Here is a 21,453-nt window from a genome sequence, read left to right on the forward strand (position 1 = left end):
CGGTCCGCTCAGCGGACCTCGACGAAGACGGGGTTGGAGTAGAACCACAGGTCGTCCCAAGGGCTCTCCAGCCCGTCGGCGAGCGGCTCCGCCTCGTCCGTGCAGGTGCCGCGTACCCGGGCGTACAGGTCGCCCTCCACGTTGCGCAGGGTGTGCCGGACGACGTACTCACCCTTCTGCCGGTGCCAGTCACCCGGACCGAACCGCGCGACGACCTTCGTCGTCGGGTTGGTGTCCGTGTCGAGGCCGGTGGCCGGGCCGGTGACCTGGCCGACGATCAGGTCGACGCGCCGGACCTCCGGACGGTCACCGTTGGCGTTCCTTCCGTCGAGCGGCCGGAACCTGATCTCGATGTCGACGTCCGTGCGGTTGCGCGCGCTCACCGTGAGCGTCTCGCCCATGGCGGCCGCGCGACCGCGGTCGCCCGCCGTGAGGCCGAGGCCGGTGATCAGATCACCCGTGCCGACCCAGATCCGGCCGTTGCGGAGCCCGTCCATGATGTCGGCGTAGTCCTGCCTGGCCAGCACATGGGTCTTGCTGTACTCGCCCGGCCAGAAGTCGGAGCCGCCACGCGTCCAGTGGACGTGCGAGTCAGAGGTCGCGGTGATCCACCAGCGCCGGCCCTCGCCGAGCAGCGAGTCCCACAGCCCGCCGACGAGAGCCGTCATCTGGTCGAAGCCGCCATGGGTCGGATGGTTGCCGTACCCGCCGCGGGCCCCTCCGTTGAGCGGGCCCGCCTGGTGGCCGGGAGCGCCCTCGAAGCCGATGTAGACGTCCGGTGCCGCGTTGTTGCCGTTGCGGAACTCCCTCGGTGTGTCCTGCCCGTAGACGCCGAGGCCGGTCGCCGAACGTGAGGCGTGGTGCGCGATCACGAGGGGCTTGCGCCGCATGTCCTTCGCGGCCTTGAGGAATTCGACCATCTTCGCCTCGGTGTCCCGGCCCGCATCGGCGGGAAACGGGTCGTACTTGGCGAAGCGGCTCTCCAGCTCGAACAACTGCTGGGCCTCGTCCCGGTGGTGCGGGATCATCAGCGTGTGGTGGTCCATGGCGGGGGCGTCGAACTCCATCCCCCAGAACTGCAGGACCTCGGGCACGAGTGCGCGCGAGCGCAGGAGATCGGGATAGGCCTGCTCGAGGTTGACCTTCGAGTGCGTCGGTCCTCCGTGGTCCGTGCACATCATCCAGTCGAGACCGAAGTTCTTGGCCATGATCGCGTTCGTGACGATCGGGTAGACCGCGTCGGCCCCCTTGCGGAACACCGGCGGATTCTTCGTCGTGTCGAAAGCCCCGCTGTACTCCGAGTGCACATGGTGATCACCGGCGCGCCACACCCGGTCACGGGAGTCGCCCGCCTTCCCGCGCCGGTCCTCGACGCTGTCGGCGAACGCGGTGCCGCCGCCCACCAGCGGGCTCGCGGCCGCCAGGGTCGCCCCGACCCCCGCGTACTTGACCAGCCGGCGCCGTGAGATCGCCGCGCCCTCGGGGTCTTCGGAGTTCTTCTTGTCCGTCACAGTGAGCCTCTCGTTCAACCGCGCTGGGGGGCGAGGGCCGAGTCTCGGTGACGGAACCGAACGCAGCATGAACACAGACCGCGGCCACGGGGAACAGCTCTGCTCCGGGCCGCGTGGCGATGCGCTCGCAGGGCCGGGGGCAGGTAACCGGACGCAGCGGGGGCGTTGTCGGTGCTGCTGGCTAACCTGCGGCGCATGGGAAATTTCGGAGGTTCACTTGCGATCGGATCCGCGGCAGAGCTCCGTGATCTGCTGAAGGCGACGGGCTTCGTCGGCGTCGAGGACACGGACGTTCCGGCGGAGGGCTGGCAGGTGTCGGAATTCGCCGACGCGGACGAGCGCAGCCTGCCAGGACTCGTGGAGAAGGCTGGGGCACCCGCGGTCATGGTGTCCTTCCTGGACAGCGATGTGGGGTTCGTCGAGGCTGTGACACCGGACGGCACAGCCTGGACAGGACTGCTCAACCGCGGGATGGCGGAGAGCTACGACATACCGCTGGAGGACTTCCCGGTGGACACTGCGGTGGAGGGCGCACTCGCGTGGTCGGCCGCTGCGGGGCTGACCTCGGAGGCGGAAGTCGTCCGACAGGCGCTCACCGGGTCCGCCACCTGCGCGGAAGAGCTGTACGGGCTCCTCCTCGTCGGCCTGGGAATCCCCGGGGCCCGCTCGGCCGCGTAGCTCGCTGTCGGCCGGTTGCTCCGGCAGCGGACGGCCGTCGACGACGTGCTACATGAGGCGTTCTCGCCCGGGCAGTGCCGAAGACCCGTCATCGGCGGATTCCTCCTCGCGGCACGCCTGCCGGGCCGGCCGCCCCGCTGGACTCGACCCCGTGGGGAGCCGGAGCCGGATCGACAGCTGTGGCACCTCGCCGTCCACTCGTCGTCGCTGCGTTTCAGGACCAGGCCGACGGACCCTTCCTCAACGACCTTGGGGACCATTGGTACAGCCGTTGGCGTCAAGCACTTGATCTTGGTCGTTCAGCACACATGATCGGCTCGCCGGGGGTGTTCAGCGGAAGATCCACGACCACGTGCGGCCTGAGCTCGCGCGGTGGTGTCAGGAACGAAGGGTGCGCAGGCCGGTGCGGATTTCGCTGACCAGGATCTCGGGCTGTTCCAAGGCCGCGAAGTGCCCGCCCTTGTCGGCCTCGCCGTAGTGGATCAGATTGCTGTAGGTGTCTTCGATCCAGCTTCGTGGCAGGCGTGGGATGTCCCTCGGGAAGACGGTCACCGCGACCGGAAGCGTCAGCTTCGGGCCGGCGAGAGTGCCCGATCTGTTCTCCCAGTAGATGCGACCGGACGACGCTGCGCTGTTGGTGAACCAGTAGAGGGATATCGCGTCGAGCATGTCGTCCATGCTGAGGGCGTCCTCGGCGAGCCCGTGGTTGTCGGTCTTGGACTGGAACTTCTCGTAGATCCAGGCTGCCTGACCAGCGGGAGAGTCCGCCAGGGCGAATCCGACAGTCTCCGGCTTCGTGCGCTGAAGGTGGTTCGACCCACCTAGATCGTCGGTATAGAGGGCGAGGGTCTCCACGGCGTAGCGCTCTTCGGGCGACAAGGTGTCGGGTATCTGTGCGGGAAAGGCGTACTGGGTGTTCAGATGAATTCCGAGAAGTCCCTCAGGTTGCATGGCCCCGAGGGCGGTGGTGACGACGGCACCCCAATCGCCGCCTTGCGCGGCCCATCTCGTGTAGCCGAGACGCTTCATCAGCTCCACCCACGCGCTTGCGATGCGCGATACGGTCCACCCTGTCTCCGTGGGCTTCTGGGAGAACCCGAACCCGGGGAGCGACGGGACGACGACGTCGAATGAATCGGCGGCGTCTCCTCCGAACGAAACCGGATCGGTCAGCGGGCCGATCAGCTTCAGGAACTCGACGATCGAGCCCGGCCATCCGTGCGTGAGTACCAGCGGCATCGCGTCGGGGTTCTTGGACCTGACATGGATGAAGTGGATGTCCAGCCCATCAATCTCGGTCAGGAATTGGGGGAAGCGATTGAGCTCGGACTCGAAGCGCCGCCACTTGTAGCCGCGCTTCCAGTAGTCGACCAGAGCTCTGGCGTTCTCTACGCGCACCCCTTGCGACCAGTCGCCCACCGTTTCCGGATCCGGCCATCGAGTCCGGGCCAGTCGCTGCTTCAGGTCGTTGATCTCCGAATTCGGGATCGAGACGGTGAACGGGCGGACGAGGGCCGTCCCCGCGTCGGCTCCAGTCACCGAGCCCGTCGACGCCCACGCCTGGGCGGGGTTCGCCCCGCCCACGAGGCCGAGTGCGACGCCGAGGGACAGGGCTTTTCGCCTGCTGAGATTTTCCATTGACTTACCTGCTTTCCCTGAGAGGGTCAGACGGTTCTGGATTTCCTTCGCAGACCTGCCAGTTGTGTGACCAATGCGTGGTGAGCCTGGTCGCACAGATGTGATTTTCCACTAACTGGCGAGGTGTGTTGTCGTCGGTAATGGTGGTGACCGAGGGCTCGTGGCCCATGTCGGCCGCGGTCCGCCCAGTCCCCCTCCGGGGCGGCTGCCTTCTTCTCCTGGGCTTCGAAGCGCAGCGCAACGCTTCGTTGCACACCACTGTGCAATGTACTTCATTGCACAGTGGTGTGCAACAATGATGTCGTGCCTACCGAGTCCTCCCGCGTGCGCTCGATGAACGAGACACGCGATCGCATCCTCGACGTCGCCCTCGACCTGCTGGGAGAGAACCCCGACGCCGGCATGGGCGACATCGCCTCCGCTGCCGGCGTCGTCCGTCGCACCGTCTATGGCCATTTCCCCTCGCGCCTCGACCTGGTTCGGACACTCACGGAACGGGCCGTCACCGAGATGACAGCCGTGCTCACCGAAGTCACCGCCTCCGACGCAGGAGCGGACGCGGCGTGGGCCGAATTCATCGCCCGCCTCTGGCCGGTGGCGCACCGGTACCGCGTGCTGCTGGCGCTGCGCCGTGGCGAGTACGGCGAGGCGATCCACGGCCTGCTCGGGCCGGTCGACGAGCTCCTCGCCGACCTCGTGAAACGGGGCCAGGACAGCGACGTGTTCGCACAGCACCTGCCGGCGGGCATTCTGAGCCAGGTTGCCTACGGCGTCGTGTTCAGCATCGCGGACAGCGACCTGTCGAACGGGACCCTCGGCGCCCGAGCAGCGACGATCACGAGCCTGCTGATGCTGGGAGTTCCCGAGACGCGCGCAACTGCTCTCGTGGGCGACCATCCCTGACCCGCTGCACTCGAGCGGAGCCGCGGATCGTCCTACTCCGGACACGACATCGACACCGCACCCCGCCAAGAATCGGTGAGAACAGCGTGATCGCGACGATGTGAGTAGCACGGTGCGGCTGGAGAGTGTGCCCGCGCAGACTGGCTCCCTCTCAGGCCCGTCGCCGACTTCTCACCAATGACCATCTGTGAGAGTTCTGCGAGAGCCCCAGAGTGATCACGTTTCCGCAGGTCGCCACTCGCAGAAGCCCCCTCAAGACCTGCACGTTGTGCGAGGCACTTCTGAGAGACTTCCCGACGCAGGTCCCGTACGCGAGTTCCTGCACGCGTGGTGGGTCCACAGCCTCACCGATCCGGATGCGGTCGTCCCGGCCCACGAGGTCTTCGTGATGTGTGCAGAGGCGTCCGGAACGGTCGGACCCTGGCTGACCGAATGGGAGAAGCAGACCGGCCACCCCAGCGACCGACGTCTCGTGGAGGCAGCGGCTGAATGGGAGTACGAGCTGTTGGGGGACAGCCTGCCGTGGAGCGGCTCGTACGGGCACGACGAGGAGGAGATGCGCACCGAACCGGTCGCATGGCCCCTCGGTCACGCCGCGGTACGGCTGCGCGAGTCGGGCGCGTCGGAGGATCTGCAGCACCGGATACGGCTGCTCGGACTCACTGACGAGGACCGCTGGGTGGATCCGCACTGGCCGGGCCACCGCCACTGACGACCGACGGGTGCGACGGCTCCCGTGCCGGGTGCAGGAACCGGACGGAGCGCGGCGTTCAAATCCCGTACCCCGATGGCTCGGCTCAGTTGCTGCCAGGCCGGTCGTGGATCCTGTCGTTCAGTCCAGAGTTTTGCCGGCACAGAGCTGCCACCGTCGGTCCGCCACAGATACCCGGGACTCGGCGCGTAGACCTGGGAGGACGGAGCCGGGGAATGAAAGCGCTGGGTGCGCGGAAGCGGCACCTCGACCGGTCTGCCGTCATGAATCATCCACAGGTCGAAGCAGTCGTCCTCCTCGTCGTGGATCAGGATCTGGACCTGGACCTGGCCCGGGTTGGGCCACGGAAGTGATGCGAGGTGTTTCAGCAGCCCGGTGCGCGGCTCCACACGGTTGAACTCAACGACCCACCCTCCGAACCCCCGTCATCCGCCGCGGGTTGGGCCGCTGGACACCCGCAGTGGTGCTGTTCGTGGACGTCATCCTCTCGGTGAGGTGAGCCGGTGAATCCCTTGCTCGGGGACGGGCTGGTGGTGCAAGATCCGTCAGCTGCCAGGTCACGGGGATCAGGGGCTCGGCCTGCGGGGGTTGTTGTGGCTGGTACGGACCGACCGATGAATCTGCTGGGGGAACCCGATGTCCGCGCGAGCCGCCGACGGCAGTGGCTCGTCGCCCTTGCGGGCGTCTGCCTCATGCCCTTCATTGCAGCCTGTGCGAACGGAGACAGGCCCGGACCGTCGAGCGTCACCGAAGCCCAGGCGCGACAAGTCCTCAAGAACGTGATTTCCGACATCGCGGACAACACCACAGAACACTTCTGCGAGAAGTCCACTGTTCAGGTTGAAAGCTGTGAATACATGCTGGACGAGGCGCGGGCCGAATGCCTCTCTCCTGGCGCAGCGCCGAAAGTAGTGAAATCCGCCCGAGTGCCCAGGAAGCCGAACCGTGACGGCGGATGGGTCCTGGCAGTGGAGGGCCGGACGGCAGGCGGGCAACGATACGTCTCTCACTTCTTCGTGACCGCTCCGAACGGAACACCCCGCGCATCCATCGGCATCTACTGGACCGGAATCGGCTTGGGTGACCGCCCTTCCGGCAAGTGGCGCACTGTTCTTCCTCAGTCCGAATGCCTGAAGGGAGCTCGGACGTAGCTCAATGGCGGAATGCAGAACCTCGGAGGTGCGTGCGGTCAAGCATTGACCTGCGCCGTTGGCGCCGCTCGAACCCTGTCGGCCCTACCGAACCGAGCGGGCGGCCGAGCCGCAGTCGGGGGCGCGCGATGATGATCAGCCACGTCCGACGGCCACCCGCACCATGCGTGCCTGTTCCGGGCACCAGGCGCTCCCCCTGGGGGAACCGTTCTCACCGCTGACTCGTCGTACTGGCGACATTCTGGGGGAGAGATGAAGCACGACGCGAAGAGACGACGGTTGTTTTCTCTTTTCGCCCTACCCGGTCTGCTGGTCACCGGCTGCGCGGGCTTCGGCGGAGAACGGCCCTGCACCCTGATCGGCGGGGAGTCGGGAGTCGTCGTGAGCTGGGAACCGGCGGACTTCGCCGACTCAGGGAGTCAGGGTTCGGACACGGACTCGGGCTCGCTCGTCACTCGGTTGTGCGCACAAGAGGTCTGCGAGAGCGGGACCGTGGCGAAAAACAGCGACGATTCGGCGCCCCATCGGAGCAGCGTGGCGCTCGACGGGGACATCGGTGAGGTGACCGTGCAAGTGCGGTTCACGGTCACTTCGCGGGACGACGGCAAGCGCGTCATCTTCGACGAGCGTACGGATGTCGAGTTGCGCAAGTCCCAGCCCAACGGGAAGGGCTGCGGCCCGACAATTTTCCGGGCCGGGCTCACGGCCGACCCGGAGCGGGGACTGATCGCCGACAGCAGTCGAAGACGTCAGTTCACCGGCACTCGGCTTGTCCTGGATGGTCCGGCCTGGAACGACGCCCAGCTTGAGCTGCGCAAACGAGCTGTCCGCATGCCTGGCTGACGTCGCCGCCGAACGGTCCGCGAATCTGATCGGACGACGGAGAGCGGTACCCGGGATCTGGCCGTTCTGGCGACGATGAGCCCTGAGCTCGGGAATCACCGGGCGGAGTACGGCGGTCAAGTTTTGACCTGCGCAGACGGGGCCCTGTGCGAGCCCAGGACGAGGGCCTGGTCGACCGTTGCTGACCGATGTTCGTCAGTCCTTCCGGCACGACTCCGGCACGCAGACCTCCGCGTCCCGAAGCAACTTGACCGGGCGTCCGACCTTGGACCGGTGCCGCTGTCACCTGCGCTGGAGGGTCCGCGGCTGTCCGCGCCGGTCCGCCGTTGTTCAGCCGGTGTTGTCACGCAGTCAGCAGGCCAGCCATTACCGTCGACAAACCGCAGCCCAGGCATGGAGATCACGACCTGCACCTGGGGTACCAACCGATCTCGGCATGCCTGGCGTTCCGCCGGAGCGCACTCGATCGTGTGAGCATGAAGCCCCGGGAGCGTGCTCTCACGTCACGGCAACGAGCGTGTGAGCCAGACCACTTCACCGTTGTCTTCCGTGGCTACGTGATCCCGCTCGAACCCGAGCCTCTCAAGGACGCGGAGCGACGGTGTGTTCCACGCGCCGACGGTGGACCAGAGCCGTTTCCGCCCGGTCGCGAGAGCGGCATCGAGCACCGCGCCGGCCGCCTCGGTGGCGTAGCCACGCCCATGCGCGCGCTGGAACAGCTCATACGCGATTTCAGGCTCCTCCGGAGTGGAGCGGCCGATGATCAGCCCGCAGTAGCCGATGAAGTCGCCTTCGTCACGGCGCTGGATGGGTAGCAGGGCGATCCCCGTAGTCGCCGTCGCGGTGAGCAGCTCCGCGATGGACGTCCGGATGTGCTCAACCGTAGGGGCCCCCTTGCCGCGTTCGGAGAGGAGGGCGCAGAACTCAGCGGCGTCCGACTCGGCCCAGACCTCGGACGCGCGCTCTGCGACTTCTTCGGGCATGAGCCCACTGCCGTGGACTCGTAGAAGGTGCGGTCGGTGCCGCCAGAGGGCTTGCAGTTGGAGGCCTGGGCAGCGATGCCGCTCAAGGTGTTCTTGTAGACCCTGCGAGTTCGTCGACGTGGGAGTACCACCGCGCATCCACCGTGGCCACCCGCAGAAGCCCGGTGACAGCCGGACAGCGCCGGACCCTCCCCACCGTGACCTGGGGGCGGTCCGGCGCTTACGCGTTTGCTACGGCGCCCTCGCTACCGTGCTGTGACCTGCAAAAAAGACCCTCCCGAGGGAGGGTCTGACGTCGTACGGGATGTGTGCCCCCGGCAGGACTCGAACCTGCGGCCAAGCGCTTAGAAGGCGCTTTGGCGCAGGTGATCCCGCACTCCCGTGACCTGTGGGAATGCCGTTGCTGCCGAGTCTGGTTGGATGCGCTTCGACACGCATTCGACAGGGGCTATGACTGGCGTTGCACTTGGTCCCGACGATGCCTGCCCCCGCGCACCTCATTCGTCGTCGGTGCGTTCCAGCACCAGGGCGACTGACCCGCCCTCAAGGCCGTTGCTGCCCTCCAGGTGCAGGTGGCTCCCGTTCGGAATACCGTCCTGGGCGAGCGTGACATCAGCGGAACAACTCCGGCACGGGGCAGATCACCAAGGGATCGCCGGGCCGATCCGCCCAGTTCCACCAGACGTGTCGACTGGCGCACCGCCACAGCGATCGGCAGGTCCGCTGGCCGTCGTCCTTGCGTTTGGAGAGCACAACGCCACCAGACTTCAGGGGCTGCCTGCACTCGGGGCAGACCGGAACGTCGCTGGTCATGCGCCGCACACTAGCTCGAGCGCTGTCCCTGATCAGTGCAGTCGACCTCTCAACTGGTGGTTGTACTCAAGGTGGTCGATGACCTCACCGCGGATGCGTGCCCCGAGAACGGGCAGTTCCATCCCCTCGGGCATGGCAGTGATCTCGGCGAGCACGATGGCGTTCGGAACTCCGTCGACCCGGATGAAGACGCCGAAGGGCTGGCGCCCAATCACTTCTCCTGCGATGGAGGCCCCCAGGGGGAGGGCTGCAAGCGTCGCCGTCCAGACTTCCTCCGGCGACTGCCCTGGCGGGTCGGGGCGGCGCGTTGGCCAGTTGTACTCGTCCATAGGCAGATCATGACCCGCCGAGGAGCCCGCGACTACTGCGTTGTAAGCCTGGCGCCGATCACAGGTAGGTTCTTGGCTGGTCAACAGGCACACAACAGCACTGAGCCAAGTGGCGCGTGCCTGCTCCGCCGCAGACCTGAATTGACCGTGGCTGACCGCTCGATCTGGCACGGATCTGGCACGCGCGACGTCGTCGGCACCTGCCTTGCAAGTTCGACCGGATGTCCGTCCCACCCGCTCGCGCAACGGGCGCAGACGTTGTTTCGCCGTCGCCGATGTCAGCCATCGATGTCATTCCTCCTCCCGGCTTCGCCACGGCCTCCGGTAAACAGACGAGGCTTCCCTGGTTCCGGATCCGGTTCGTCCCTGGCCCCTTGGCTTCCTCTCCGTGCTTCGTCAAGACACACCGCCGGGATCCACTCGCGCCCGCCTTCGTCGATGTCAGATGGGGATGACAGAGCATTCCACCGACCGGCGAGACAGCGTCCACACGCGCCAACGGATCCGGTACACCCAGCAGCCACTCCAGCCCGCACTTTGTGCAGAGTGCTAACCGGTGGGACCATAGAGACACACCATTCCTGTGGGCTCGTTCACCCATCATAAATCCCACTCTACGCACGTGGGGAATGAGTGAGCAATGTGTCGATTTACGTGCCGAACGCTTCAACGATGCGGGTGCTCCTGTTTGTCGGTTCGGGGATTTCCAGAGCCATGGAAGGCGTCGGCTCTTGGAAAGAACTGCTAACTCGTGTAACCGAGCAAAATGACTCCATACCATCAAGCCGACGCAGCGAGATCTACGCACTGCTGTCTAAGCCTAACGCAGAATATGAAGCTGCCGACGAGTTGGCATGCTGCATCACAGCCGATGAACTCAAACGTCAGCTATGTGAAATCGTGAGAGCCTCGCAGCAGCAGCTAATGGTGAAGAATCCACCTCTGACGAAGTGGGGAGAAGTGTTTGGAAGAATAAGCCCGGAAGGGATAATTACCACCAATTGGGATACCCTTTTGGAAACGGTGGTGCCCGGAGCGGAAAAGTGTACGTGGCCAGATGACATCGAGAAGGTGCGTGAATGCTTCCGGACGCACAGGAAGTTCGTATTGCATCTGCATGGCGACATAGATAATGGAAATATAGTCGCAACATCCAGTGACTGCGAAAGTGTGGCGAATACTCTTTCTGGACATAGGCCGCTGCTGGCAAACTTGATGTCCTTTCACGTCCAAATCGTGATCGGGTACAGCTTTCCCGACCGTCACATTGTTCGCGTCTTTAACCGGGCCACCAGTGGCGCCAGTGAAGATCCTCGAATTGTGTACGTTCTGGACAGGGCCGAGTCTGGGAATATACTCCCCAAGGGCGCCCAGGTCCTGCAGTATGCCGACCACGGGGAGTTCCTGAAAGCGCTAAGCAGCGTGGCTAGCAATTTCGATCCAACTCCTGCACTATATAGGCTGGCTGAGCCGCAAAGTATCGAGGGTCTGCATGAAATAATCGCACCCCAGATTTACACCTGGCACACCTTGGACACCGCCTATCGGTATCTGGCCCGAAACCCCGATAGGTTGAACATGACAGGGAAGGCTGCCGAACTCCTCATAGAGGATCCATGCAGCCCGAGCAGTGGGATACTCGCAACTCTCCTATCCAAGATGCCGGAATCCTGGGATCCGGACTCCAAGACTAAGCGCCGCATGACCCAAGTGGTAAACGAAGCCATTAGGGAGGGTAACACTGAGCTTGTAGGGATGGTTGAGCCACTCTCGGTCGCGCTTTCCCTAAAAGGCGAAATTGCCGCCCATCGGAAATACCTTCAGGCAGCAATAGAATCCCACCTTTGGAGAAATGCCGACTACCAGCGAGTTTACCGCTATTACGATAGCCGCGTAAATGTCCAGGTTGATGCCATCGAGAGACACAAGAACGATAACCGAAGAGAAGGGGCATTGCTGGCTAACGACGTAACACGAATACTCACTCTACTGGAAAGCGGGGACGCAAACCTGGGCCATTTGATTCCATGGGTAGAGGATGCAATCGGTGCTCTAGAGCGGTCGCGCAACCGGAAATACGCTATGAAGATCCAATCCAGCCTGGATGCTATTCTAAGAGCGCGGATTTAACGTAATCGCCCGAATGCTCACTGCGAGTGGCCGCTATAGGTCGGTGGAGCGGGTTTGGCCGGTGTCCTGCCCGGTTTGGGGTCGAGCATGATCAGGGGGCCGTACGCTGGTTGGCAACTCGGGCAGGCTGTGATCCTGCCCGGAATTTGAACGAGTGGCCCCCTGGTCTTGCTCGACGCGGGCCCCGAACCGGGGAGGTGGCTAAAGCCGTGGAGCCGACCGCCCCAACCACAGCGGGTTTCCCCGCCCTCGTGCCGGCCGTTTCTCACGGGTGGCGCCCGCGCTCGGTGCGCCGCCGCCCGGCCGGGGGCAGCCGGGGCGGAGACAGAGGCTGCCCCCGGCCGGGGGCTGCGGCGCGCGTCGCGCTTGCGCGGCGCCTTGATGAAGTAGAGAAAGTCTTACCGCGCTGCTTGAGCCAGAGTGTGTCCGGCCTCGGTTGATGCTTGGCGGTCCCGCAGACCAGAACACCTGAGGCTCAGATGCCGCCAGAGTCACTTGGTCGCTGGTGCCCGCACTCCAACTTCTCGCCGCTGGCGTCGACCACCTCGTAGTCGAGCATCATGTTGTAGGGGTCGCCGTCCTCGTAGAGCCACACCGTGATGAGACCCGTCGCGATGACCACTGAGAACTGCACGTTGCCGTCGCCCATCGGCACCACTTCGAAGGCGTCTGCGGGCTTCATCCAGAACTCTTCGCCATACGGCTCGACGAACAGGCAGACATCCGTGTCGCCCGCGTTTTCCACCGGCAGGCTGTTCTTCACACGTTCCGGCCGATGAGGTGCTTGCCGTCATGGCTCCGCACGTGCGGGCCGGCCCCGTCCAGGGCATCGAGCAGGCGGATCGCGTAGACCTCGGACATGCGCTCGGTGATCTGCTCCGGCGTGAGCCAGTCGACCGCGGTTGATTCGGCTGATGTGCGCTCGGTGCCTCCGGAGGGCTTGCACCGGAAGACCATGGCGACGATGCCTCTGGCCGTGTTCTTGTAGACGCCCGTGAGCTGGTCGACCTCGACGTGAATGCCGGTCTCCTCCCAGATCTCGCGGCTGACGCCTTGCTCCGGGGACTCTTCCAGCTCCAGCACTCCGCCCGGCAGCTCCCATGTCCCGTTGTCCGCACGGCGGATCGCCAGGAGTCGGCCGTCCTCGCGCACGACTGCCCCCGCCACGGACACACTGTGCTTCGGCGTTGACGTGGCTTCCTGGGCGCTGTTACTCATGTACAGGAGCATAGGAGAGTGAGTAGGTCGATGGGAACAGCAGTAGGAGGTGGCAGGGCCGTACCTCGGTACGTTCAGATCGCCGACGAGATCGTTCAGCAGATCCGGGCGGGTGTCCTGAAGCCTGGCGACATGGTGCCGAGTGAGTCCGAGTTGGTTGACCGCTACGGGGTGTCCGGCGGCACGATCCGCAAGGCCATGGTGGAGGTACGCGCGAGCGGCCTGGTGGAGACCCGGCATGGCAAGGGCTCCTTGGTGAAGGCCCGGCCCCCGGTGCGTCATCGGTCCTCGGACCGCTTCCGGCGCTCGCATCGCAAGGGTGGCAAGGCCGCGTACCTCGCAGAGTCGGAGCAGGCCGGCGCGACCGCCAAGGTGAGCGTGCTGTTCATCGGCCCGGCCGACGCACCTGACGACATCGCGGATCGCCTCGATGTCGAACCCGGAACCAAGGTGCTGGCCCGCCGCCGCCTCTACTTCCGCAATGGCACTCCGGTCGAGACCGCTACGTCGTACCTGCCGTGGGACGTCGTGAAGGACATCCCGGAACTGTTCGCTGAGAACCCCGGACCCGGTGGGATCTACGCCCGACTTGAAGACGACGGTCACGTCTTCGCGGAGTTCGTCGAGACCCTTCAGGCGCGGCCGGCCTCGAAGGCGGAGTCCTCCGAACTCGCGCTGAGTCCCGGCGCCCCGGTTGTTCACCTCATCCGAGATGCCGTGACTGAAGAGGGTCGTGTGGTCGAGGTCTGCGACACCCTCATGGCTGCTGACCAGTTCGTTTTCAGTTACCGGATCCCTGCCGCCGACTGACGCCCACTCAACTCCCCTCAACCCGCTGCGATTTCTTCTTCGCGGCGGGTTGACTCATGTACAGGAGTCCTGCACTCTTCTTCATATCACTCATGTACATGAGTGATGGAGCTCGGCACCTATAGAGGAGTGATCTGCTGTGCGTCAGATTCCCGTCGACACCACGAACGCGACCGTGATGGTCGCCAAGGCTCCCCAGCCGAAGATCAAGGACCGCCGTACCGGTGAGATCGCGCTCGACAAGGACGGCGTGACCCTGATGACCGTGGAGGTCATGTTCTCCACGCCGGACGAGGTGGAGATCCTCAAGCTCACCGTTCCCCAGCCGGGCGTCTCCGAGGACCTGACCATGGGCACCCCGGTCGCGCTGACGGGGCTGGTCGCCTCGGCGTGGGAGAACGAGTTCAACGGACAGAAGAAGCACGGGATCGCGTTCCGCGCGGTCGCGGTCACCTCGCTCGCCGCCGCTGCGTCGAAGTCGAAGGCGGCCTGATCATGACCGGGTTCACGGTCGCCCTGGTGCTGGTTGTCGCTGCCGCAGTGATCCTGCGGTGGCGGCGCCCCGCCTGGTACTGGCTGGCCTTCGGCGCCCTCTTAGCCGCTCTGCGGGTGTCGGTCCGCTACGTCTCCGTGATGGATGCGTGCGGACTGACCGTCCCGCCCTCCCGCTGGCGCCTGGCGCTCGCCCGGATGACCAACCGGCCCCCTCCGGAGTCCCGCGCCCCGCGCATCCTGCGCATCCGCCCCACCCGCACCGGCCTCGTGCTCCGCCTCAAGCTCCGCCCCGGACAGGACGCCTTCGACGTCTCCGCCGCCACTGACCGGCTGCGGCACTCCTTCGGCATGTACGGCGTGACCTCCCGAGAACTGCGCTCCGGCGTCGTCGAAGTACGGATGACCGGCTACGACGTCCTCAAACGGGTGCAGATGCCCGCCAAGACCGACCCGGCACCGATGCGGGTCCCGGTCGCACTGCGGGAGGACGGGGCAGTCCACTACCGCGACTACCGCAGCGTTCCGCACGGGCTCACCCTCGGCGCCACCGAATCGGGGAAGTCCGTCTACCAGCGCAACCTGGTCGCCGGCCTCGCACCCATGAACGTCGCGCTGGTCGGGATCGACTGCAAGCAGGGCGTCGAACTCTTCCCGCTGGCCCGCCGGTTCTCCGCACTCGCCGACAACCCCGACACCGCCCTCGACCTCCTCGAAGCCCTCGTCACGCACATGGAGGACGTCTACCAAGTGATCCGGGCGGAACAGCGGGTCACGGTGAACGTGCCGGACGCGGAGATCGCCGCCGACATCTGGGACCTGCCCGACCACCTACGCCCCGTCCCGGTCGTGATCCTGGTGGACGAGGTTGCCGAACTCGCCCTCTTCGCCTCCAAGGACGAGGAGAAGCGTAGGGACCGGATCATCACGGCTTTGGTCCGGCTTGCTCAACTGGGCCGGGCTGCCGGGATCTACCTGGAGATCTGCGGGCAGCGCTTCGGCTCCGAACTCGGCAAGGGCATCACGATGCTCCGCGCCCAGCTCACCGGCCGCACCGCCCACCGCGTGAATGACGAGTCCTCCGCCAGCATGGCCTTCGGCGACATCGCCCCCGACGCCGTCCTGGCCGCCATCCAGATCCCCACCGAGACTCCCGGCATCGCCGTCACCGGTGATTCCTCCGGCGGCTGGGCCCGCATCCGCGCCCCGCACACCTCGCTCCGAGCGGCCGTGAACGTCTGCAACCGGCACGCCGACCGCACCCCGGACCTGCCCGCCCTGGCAGCCTTCCGGCCGGTCGTCGGTGCCCTGGCCCCGGCCCCCGAGCCGCTTGCCAAGGCCGCTCCCGCCACGGCCTGATCCGTCCCGCTCCTCGGTTGGCGTGACCGCATCGCGCCAGGTCCCTACCCGCCCCATGCCTGAAGGAAGGGAGACCGACTCCCCATGTGTGAGCACATCGAGGACTTCCACCGCACCGTGCTGATGCTCGGCGCCCTGGCCCTGTACGCCAACACCCCTGGTGCCGATGACGGGTTCATCGACTCGATCGGCCCGTCGCTGGCCGCGTCGCTTCCCGAGCCCCCGCCGGGCATGTTCCCGCCCGGCTACGACCCCGCCGACGGCCCCGACTACCCCGGCGGATCGTGATGGCCCGCCCTGCGTTCCGCGTGGACGCCGTCCTGGTCCAGGCCGTCATCGCCGGTGCCCTGTCCTTCGCCCACCTGCATGACCTCGCCGCCGCCGCTGGTCAGGACGGCTGGAAGGCCTGGGCCTACCCGATCAGCGTTGATCTGCTGCTGGTTGCTGCCTGGCGGCGGCTGCGGAGTGAGGGTCCGTCGCGGCTGGCTTGGTGCTGGTTCCTGATCGCGCTGTTCGCGTCTCTGGGTGCCAACGTCGCGACCGCCGGATTCCTCGACCTGGCCCATCCGCCGGCCTGGCTGCGGTTCGGCATCGCGGGCTGGCCCGCCCTCGCCTTCCTCGGCGGCACCCTCCTCGCCCACTCCCACACCGCCCAAGAGCCAGAGCCGGAGTCGGTTCCGCCGACACCCACAGCCCCGGAACCCGCTCCGAAAGTCGAGCGGGAATCGGCCCCCGATACACGGCCGGAGCCCGAGCCCATCGCCGCGGCTGCCGAGGACACCCCGGCCCTCGCCCCCGCTACCTCCGTCGTCCCGGCTGGTCCGCCGGTCCCGGCCGCGCTGGTGGACCACGCCCGCAAGCTCGCCGACGAGCACCACGCCCGCACCGGCGCCCGGATCGACACCGAGACCCTGCGCGCCCGGCTCGGTGTTCCCCCGCAGCTCGCCGAGACCATCGCCGCCCAACTCGCCTGAACCGAAGGGAGAACCACTTCCATGCCTGCTCGTGACCACTTCCACTCCGTGATGCGGATCGGCCCGGTGCAGATCGGCACCCACCGCGACCGCCACGGCCGCACCAAACACGCCGCTGTCTGCAGCGCTGACCGCTGCGGCTGGTCCGCCGACTACTCCAGCCAGACCGCCGCACAGCTCGCCGCCCGCACCCACCGCTGCACCGCCCGATAGGAGAACGGCCCCGTGGACGTCCCCCTCTGGTTCGCCCTGATCGTCGTCGGCTGGCTCGGCATCAAGCTCATCCGCCCGCCGCTCTGGCTCGTCGCGGTCCTCCTGCTCGGCGGCTACCTCCTTGCCGACAGCCTGCTCGCTCCCGTCATCGACACCGCCGTCAAGTAGTCACCCGCGAAGGGAGATCCACCATGTTCAAGCCCAAGGTCCCCACCATGCCCCAGCCCACCGGCCTCATCACCCCGCCGGCCGTCGTCGAGCCGACCGCCGTGGTCCAGCACCCCCAGCAGAGCCCCGTGCCGCTGGCTGTCCCGACCGCTGCGGCCCGGCCGACCGTCCAGCTCACGCCCGGCGCCGTCATCGCTTTCCTGGGTGGTGGGACGGCCGTCGTCCTGGTCGTCGGCGCGGTCCTGGTCTCGATGCTCCTCGCGGTCGCCATCACCGGCGCATCCGTCGCCATCTGCGCCCTGGTCATCCGCTCGCTGATGGCCTCCGACAACCGGCACCGCTGACCGGCCTCCGGGCGGTGTCACAAGCCGCCAAGCATCGCCACTGCCCGGACGGCCCACGCAACCCCTTCCAACCGCATCGAAGGAGACCCGTGGACACCCAAGCGCTCGCCCTGGCCTTACCGCTCATCGGCTGGGCCTCGCACACCGCACTGCTCACCCACCGGCTCGCCACCGCCCGCCGGGACCCGCTCACCGGTCTTCGCACCCGCGCCGGATGGACCGCTCTCGCCGAGCGCGTCATCCGCCGGCACCGAAACGCCGTCGTCCTCCTGCTCGACCTCGACGACTTCAAGAACCTCAACGACTCCCACGGCCACGCCGCCGGGGACGTCGCCCTGGCCGTCACAGCCGAACGTCTCGCCACCTGGTGCGGCCGCGACGGCATCGCCGGACGCCTCGGCGGAGACGAATTCGTCGCCATCGCCCGCCAGGACATGGACCTGAGCAGCCTCCACCGAGCGCTGCGCCAGCCGATCACCTACGCCGGACACCGGCTCCCGGTCTCCGTGTCTGTCGGTTCCTGCCACGTGAGGGACCTGCCGGTCCGCAGCCTCTCCGACGCGCTCGCTGCCGCTGACTGCGCGATGTACGCGGCCAAGGGAACGGCCGGGCGACGCGGTACCCGTCCGCTTGCCCGCTGATCCAGCTATGACCGGCCTCCGGACGGCGCACAAGCCGCCAAGCATCGCCGCCGCCCGGACGGTCCGGCCCCTTCCAACCGCGATCGAAAGGACCACCATCATGGCCCAGCACAGCCCTGCCCCGACGCGCATCTGCCCGGACTGCGACGGCTTCCCCGCCGTCGCCATCGACACCGGAACGCTCCTCGACGACGGCACCCGCGCCACCCTCACGATCACCTGCCGCAGCTGCCAAGGCACCGGCTCGACCCCCACCGCCGCCCCGGCCCCGGTCGTCCAGCGGGAGCACGCGTGACGGACACGATCCTCGCGGGCCTGGACCCGGCCACCCTCGGCAACCTGCTGCGGGTGGCCGGGTCCACCGGCTTCGACCGCTGGCAGGACCAGATCCGCCGCACCGGCGGCTGCTCCAACCCCATCCACCTCTCCGGCTGGACCCTCACCAAGGACAAGACCACCGGCCAGACCCTGCACCGCTACTCCACCGAAACCGAGCCCGGCGGAAGGCTCCGCGTCGCCTGCGGCAACCGCCGCGCCTCCCGCTGCCCGGCCTGCGCCTGGACCTACTCCGCCGACACCTACCACCTCATCCGCGCCGGACTCGCGGGCGACCAGGACAAGAACGTCCCCACAACCGTCCGCGACCACCCCCGCGTCTTCGCCACCCTCACCGCCCCGTCCTTCGGCCCCGTCCACAACCGCCCCGACTCCGGCCGGTGCCGCTGCGGCACCACCCACCGCCCCGACGACGAGGCCCTCGGCACGCCGCTCGACCCCGAGTCGTACGACTACGCCGGGGCGGTCCTCTTCAACAACCACGCCGGGGACCTCTGGCAGCGCTTCACCAACCGCCTCCGCCGCGAGATCGCCGCCCGCGCCGGCCTCACCCAACGCGAACTCAAGGAAACGGCACGGGTGTCGTACGGCAAGGTCGCCGAGTTCCAGAAACGCGGGGCAGTCCACTTCCACGCCGTCCTACGCCTCGACGGCCCCGAAGGACCCGACAGCCCACCGCCCTCCTGGGCCTCCGTGCAGCTGCTCGACGACTCCATCCGCGCGGCCGCCGTACACGCCTACACGACCATCACCGTCCCGGCCGCCGCCGGCCAACCCGCCCGCCCGCTCCGCTGGGGCACCCAGCTCGACATCCGCCCCATCCGCGCCTTCGACGCCGGTACCGACATCACCGAACAGGCCGTCGCCTCCTACGTCGCCAAGTACGCCACCAAAGCCGCCGAGACCACCGGCACCATCGACCGCCGCGTCGGCAACCGCGAAGCCCTGGTCCTCCTCGACATACCCGACCACCCGCGCCGCCTCATCGAAGCCTGCTTCGACCTCAATCCGCTCTACCCGGACCGGCGACTGAGCGCGTGGGCCCACATGCTCGGCTTCCGCGGCCACTTCTCCTCCAAGTCCCGCCGCTACTCCACCACCCTCGGCGCACTCCGCCAGATCCGTGCCGACTACCGCGCCGCCCAACAACGCGAAGAACTCGGCCTGCCCGACCCCGACCAGGACCCAACCGTCCTCGTCCTCACGGACTGGCAGTACGCCGGACAGGGCCACAGCCCCGGCGAATCCGTCCTCGCCGCTTCCATCGCCAGAGACCTGCAACTCAACCGAGAAACCGCCCGCGAAGCACTGATGACAGAGGAGGGGATGTGAGGTGACAGCGACCCTGCGTACGCGAGGAATGCTGACCCTCGCTGAGGTTTGCGAGGAACTTCAGATCTCGCGCTCGACCTTCTACGACTGGCGACAGAAGCACCGTGCGCCGCGCTGTATCAAGCTCCCGAACGGTGACTTGCGGGTCCGCCGGGGCGATTTGGACCACTGGCTCGACGACCGCGAGGACGGTGCTTGATGGCTACCAGTTATGACGTCAGGATCTACAAGATCCTCACCTATAAGGGGAGCCGCAAGACCTCGTACACCGTGCGCTGGATGGTGGCGGGCAAACCGTTCCGGGAGCCCTTCGGGACCACGGCCCTGGCAGACTCCTTCCGCTCCGAGCTGGTGTCCGCGACCCGTCGTGGTGAGGCCTTCAGTCTGACTACTGGTCGGCCCATCTCTCATCAGTCCGGTGCCGGCGCCGTCAGCTGGTACGACTTCGCGATTCAGTTCGCAGACGCGCAATGGCGACGGACGTCCGGCAACAACCGTAAGAACGTGGCCAAGGCGCTGATGACGACGACGATCGCGCTATTACGCGCACCGCTGCCGAGCCGGTTCGCGGCGATCGATGTCCGGACCGCCTTGCGGGAATTTGCCTTCAACACCCGGCGCCGGAATGAGGCTCCGCAGGAAGTGGCCGCAATCCTCAGGTGGGTGGAGCGCAACACGTTGACGATGGCGGCCTGGGAGGATCCGCAACAGGTGGAGGAGGTGCTTCATGCCTTGGACTCCAGACTGGATGGCACAGCCGCTGCGGCCTCCTCGTCAAAGCGCCACCGCAGGATCTTGAACGTCGCTATGGAGTACGCCGTGAAGAACCGCGTACTCCGCTCCAACCCTCTACCGAAGGGGCGGGGGACTACCCCCAAGACCTCCTCCGCGCTGGACAAGCGGTCCCTCATCAACCCGACCCATGCCGCGGGCCTGCTCGGGTGGATATGGCGTCGTCCTCGTGGTGGCCGGCGGCTGCACGCGTTCTTCGCCACCATCTACTACACCGGCGCTCGGCCCGAAGAGGTCGTCGCCATGCGGGTCCTGGACGCGCGATTGCCGGGAGAGCACGACGATGACCAGTGGGGTGAGCTGCTCTTCCACACGGCTCAGCCGGAGGTCGGCAAGCAGTGGACCGACACCGGGGAAGTCCATGAGAAGCGAGGGCTGAAAGGAAGGGCCACGGACGACACCCGCGGCGTGCCCTGTCGACCAGCCCTCACGAAGATCCTTCGCGAACACATTGCGGCGGAGAAGCTCCAGCCTGGTGATCTGCTCTTCCCGGGGGAGAACGGTGGCCTGCTCTCCGGGTCGGTCTTCCGGCGGGCCTGGCGGACCGCGCGCAAGGAAGTTCTTGCCCCGGAGGAGTTCGCCTCGCCGCTCGGCAAGCGGGTCTACGACCTGCGACACACCTGCCTGACGACATGGCTCAACAATGGGGTCCCGCCGGCGCAGGTGGCCGAATGGGCGGGCAACAGCGTGCCGGTGCTGCTCGCCACGTACGCGCGTTCCATCTCCGGACAGCTCAAGGACCATCAAAAGCGCATCGAGTCCAGCGGTGACCTCCCCGACCTGACGGCAGAGGGCTGAGCCCCACCCGGAAAACTTCGACACGTATTCGACAGAGCCACCCGCAGAAACCCGGTGACAGCCGGACAGCGCCGGACCCTCCCCACGGTGACCTGGGGGCGGTCCGGCGCTTATGCGGTCGCTACGCGGCCCTCGCTACGGTGCTGTGACCTGCAAAAAAGACCCTCCCGAGGGAGGGTCTGACGTCGTACGGGATGTGTGCCCCCGGCAGGACTCGAACCTGCGGCCAAGCGCTTAGAAGGCGCCTGCTCTATCCACTGAGCTACGGGGGCCGGTGTCGGCCTC

25 protein-coding genes and 1 tRNA gene are annotated in these 21,453 nt (G+C 66.7%); 19 read left to right on the forward strand and 7 right to left on the reverse strand.

What is annotated here, in order from left to right; genetic code table 11:
• Window positions 1-8: 8 nt before the first annotated feature.
• Window positions 9-1,511: a phosphoesterase gene (locus OG844_RS32645; RefSeq protein ID WP_406395196.1), complete on the reverse strand. Its 1,503-nt coding sequence runs from the start codon at window positions 1,509-1,511 to the stop codon at window positions 9-11.
• A gap of 195 nt (window positions 1,512-1,706) precedes the next feature.
• Here OG844_RS32645 and OG844_RS32650 point away from each other — a divergent pair, with 195 nt between their 5' ends.
• Complete coding sequence (locus OG844_RS32650; protein ID WP_406395198.1) at window positions 1,707-2,189, forward strand: hypothetical protein; 483 nt, start codon at window positions 1,707-1,709, stop codon at window positions 2,187-2,189.
• Between the two features lie 378 nt (window positions 2,190-2,567).
• On the opposite strand, the gene OG844_RS32655 is transcribed toward OG844_RS32650, so the two are convergent.
• Window positions 2,568-3,827: an epoxide hydrolase family protein gene (locus OG844_RS32655; RefSeq protein ID WP_406395200.1), complete on the reverse strand. Its 1,260-nt coding sequence runs from the start codon at window positions 3,825-3,827 to the stop codon at window positions 2,568-2,570.
• 303 nt (window positions 3,828-4,130) lie between these two features.
• On the opposite strand from OG844_RS32655, the gene OG844_RS32660 reads away from it, so the two are divergent.
• The 4 genes from OG844_RS32660 (at window position 4,131) to OG844_RS32675 (ending at window position 7,436) form a co-directional block, all read left to right on the forward strand.
• Window positions 4,131-4,730, forward strand: a complete 600-nt coding sequence (locus OG844_RS32660; RefSeq protein WP_406395202.1) for a TetR/AcrR family transcriptional regulator — start codon at window positions 4,131-4,133, stop codon at window positions 4,728-4,730.
• Between the two features lie 268 nt (window positions 4,731-4,998).
• The gene (locus OG844_RS32665) at window positions 4,999-5,442 is read left to right on the forward strand and encodes a hypothetical protein (RefSeq protein WP_406395204.1); all 444 of its coding nucleotides are present in this window, start codon (window positions 4,999-5,001) and stop codon (window positions 5,440-5,442) included.
• Window positions 5,443-6,056: 614 nt separating this feature from the next.
• A complete protein-coding gene (locus OG844_RS32670; protein WP_406395206.1) occupies window positions 6,057-6,593 on the forward strand; it encodes a hypothetical protein in 537 nt (178 codons plus the stop codon).
• Window positions 6,594-6,845: 252 nt separating this feature from the next.
• Window positions 6,846-7,436, forward strand: a complete 591-nt coding sequence (locus OG844_RS32675) for a hypothetical protein (RefSeq protein ID WP_406395208.1) — start codon at window positions 6,846-6,848, stop codon at window positions 7,434-7,436.
• Window positions 7,437-7,939: 503 nt separating this feature from the next.
• Here OG844_RS32675 and OG844_RS32680 read toward each other — a convergent pair.
• Both OG844_RS32680 and OG844_RS32685 read right to left on the reverse strand, forming a co-directional pair.
• Window positions 7,940-8,419: a GNAT family N-acetyltransferase gene (locus OG844_RS32680; protein WP_406395210.1), complete on the reverse strand. Its 480-nt coding sequence runs from the start codon at window positions 8,417-8,419 to the stop codon at window positions 7,940-7,942.
• 845 nt (window positions 8,420-9,264) lie between these two features.
• Window positions 9,265-9,561 (reverse strand): hypothetical protein, encoded by a 297-nt coding sequence (locus OG844_RS32685; RefSeq protein WP_406395212.1) that lies wholly within the window; start codon window positions 9,559-9,561, stop codon window positions 9,265-9,267.
• A gap of 642 nt (window positions 9,562-10,203) precedes the next feature.
• Between OG844_RS32685 and OG844_RS32690 the strand changes: the two genes are divergently transcribed.
• Window positions 10,204-11,691: an SIR2 family protein gene (locus OG844_RS32690; RefSeq protein WP_406395214.1), complete on the forward strand. Its 1,488-nt coding sequence runs from the start codon at window positions 10,204-10,206 to the stop codon at window positions 11,689-11,691.
• 475 nt (window positions 11,692-12,166) lie between these two features.
• Here the strand turns inward: OG844_RS32690 and OG844_RS32695 are convergent, their stop codons facing one another.
• Both OG844_RS32695 and OG844_RS32700 read right to left on the reverse strand, forming a co-directional pair.
• Entirely contained in the window at window positions 12,167-12,454 is a 288-nt protein-coding gene (locus OG844_RS32695; protein WP_406395216.1) for a hypothetical protein, read from the reverse strand.
• Window positions 12,451-12,921 (reverse strand): NUDIX hydrolase, encoded by a 471-nt coding sequence (locus tag OG844_RS32700; protein WP_406395218.1) that lies wholly within the window; start codon window positions 12,919-12,921, stop codon window positions 12,451-12,453. The genes OG844_RS32695 and OG844_RS32700 overlap by 4 nt, the downstream gene beginning before the upstream one ends.
• 18 nt (window positions 12,922-12,939) lie before the next feature.
• On the opposite strand from OG844_RS32700, the gene OG844_RS32705 reads away from it, so the two are divergent.
• From OG844_RS32705 to OG844_RS32765, 13 genes are all read left to right on the forward strand, one after another.
• Window positions 12,940-13,719: a GntR family transcriptional regulator gene (locus tag OG844_RS32705; RefSeq protein ID WP_403916741.1), complete on the forward strand. Its 780-nt coding sequence runs from the start codon at window positions 12,940-12,942 to the stop codon at window positions 13,717-13,719.
• Window positions 13,720-13,858: 139 nt separating this feature from the next.
• Window positions 13,859-14,212 carry a hypothetical protein gene (locus OG844_RS32710; protein ID WP_406395220.1) on the forward strand — a complete coding sequence of 118 codons (354 nt, stop codon included), beginning with the start codon at window positions 13,859-13,861 and terminating at the stop codon, window positions 14,210-14,212.
• 2 nt (window positions 14,213-14,214) lie between these two features.
• The gene (locus OG844_RS32715; RefSeq protein ID WP_406395222.1) at window positions 14,215-15,570 is read left to right on the forward strand and encodes an FtsK/SpoIIIE domain-containing protein; all 1,356 of its coding nucleotides are present in this window, start codon (window positions 14,215-14,217) and stop codon (window positions 15,568-15,570) included.
• 84 nt (window positions 15,571-15,654) lie between these two features.
• Complete coding sequence (locus tag OG844_RS32720) at window positions 15,655-15,858, forward strand: hypothetical protein (RefSeq protein WP_397752314.1); 204 nt, start codon at window positions 15,655-15,657, stop codon at window positions 15,856-15,858.
• The gene (locus tag OG844_RS32725) at window positions 15,858-16,544 is read left to right on the forward strand and encodes a DUF2637 domain-containing protein (RefSeq protein WP_406395224.1); all 687 of its coding nucleotides are present in this window, start codon (window positions 15,858-15,860) and stop codon (window positions 16,542-16,544) included. The genes OG844_RS32720 and OG844_RS32725 overlap by 1 nt, the downstream gene beginning before the upstream one ends.
• Window positions 16,545-16,565: 21 nt before the next feature.
• A complete protein-coding gene (locus OG844_RS32730; RefSeq protein WP_384605837.1) occupies window positions 16,566-16,757 on the forward strand; it encodes a mobile element transfer protein in 192 nt (63 codons plus the stop codon).
• Between the two features lie 12 nt (window positions 16,758-16,769).
• A complete protein-coding gene (locus tag OG844_RS32735) occupies window positions 16,770-16,925 on the forward strand; it encodes a hypothetical protein (protein WP_406395227.1) in 156 nt (51 codons plus the stop codon).
• Between the two features lie 23 nt (window positions 16,926-16,948).
• Complete coding sequence (locus OG844_RS32740; RefSeq protein WP_406395229.1) at window positions 16,949-17,269, forward strand: SpdD-like protein; 321 nt, start codon at window positions 16,949-16,951, stop codon at window positions 17,267-17,269.
• Between the two features lie 89 nt (window positions 17,270-17,358).
• A complete protein-coding gene (locus OG844_RS32745) occupies window positions 17,359-17,910 on the forward strand; it encodes a GGDEF domain-containing protein (RefSeq protein ID WP_406395231.1) in 552 nt (183 codons plus the stop codon).
• A gap of 100 nt (window positions 17,911-18,010) precedes the next feature.
• Window positions 18,011-18,205 (forward strand): hypothetical protein, encoded by a 195-nt coding sequence (locus OG844_RS32750; protein WP_406395233.1) that lies wholly within the window; start codon window positions 18,011-18,013, stop codon window positions 18,203-18,205.
• Window positions 18,202-19,578 carry a replication initiator protein RepSA gene (gene repSA / locus OG844_RS32755; protein WP_406395235.1) on the forward strand — a complete coding sequence of 459 codons (1,377 nt, stop codon included), beginning with the start codon at window positions 18,202-18,204 and terminating at the stop codon, window positions 19,576-19,578. Before OG844_RS32750 ends, repSA begins: the two co-directional genes overlap by 4 nt.
• 1 nt (window position 19,579) lies before the next feature.
• Window positions 19,580-19,777, forward strand: coding sequence for a helix-turn-helix transcriptional regulator (locus OG844_RS32760; RefSeq protein ID WP_406395237.1), 198 nt, complete (start codon window positions 19,580-19,582; stop codon window positions 19,775-19,777).
• Window positions 19,777-21,168 carry a tyrosine-type recombinase/integrase gene (locus OG844_RS32765; RefSeq protein ID WP_406395239.1) on the forward strand — a complete coding sequence of 464 codons (1,392 nt, stop codon included), beginning with the start codon at window positions 19,777-19,779 and terminating at the stop codon, window positions 21,166-21,168. Before OG844_RS32760 ends, OG844_RS32765 begins: the two co-directional genes overlap by 1 nt.
• Before the next feature lie 199 nt (window positions 21,169-21,367).
• On the opposite strand, the gene OG844_RS32770 is transcribed toward OG844_RS32765, so the two are convergent.
• A tRNA-Arg gene (locus tag OG844_RS32770) sits at window positions 21,368-21,440 on the reverse strand.
• Window positions 21,441-21,453 lie beyond the last annotated feature (13 nt).

This window comes from Streptomyces sp. NBC_00887 (assembly GCF_045207585.1).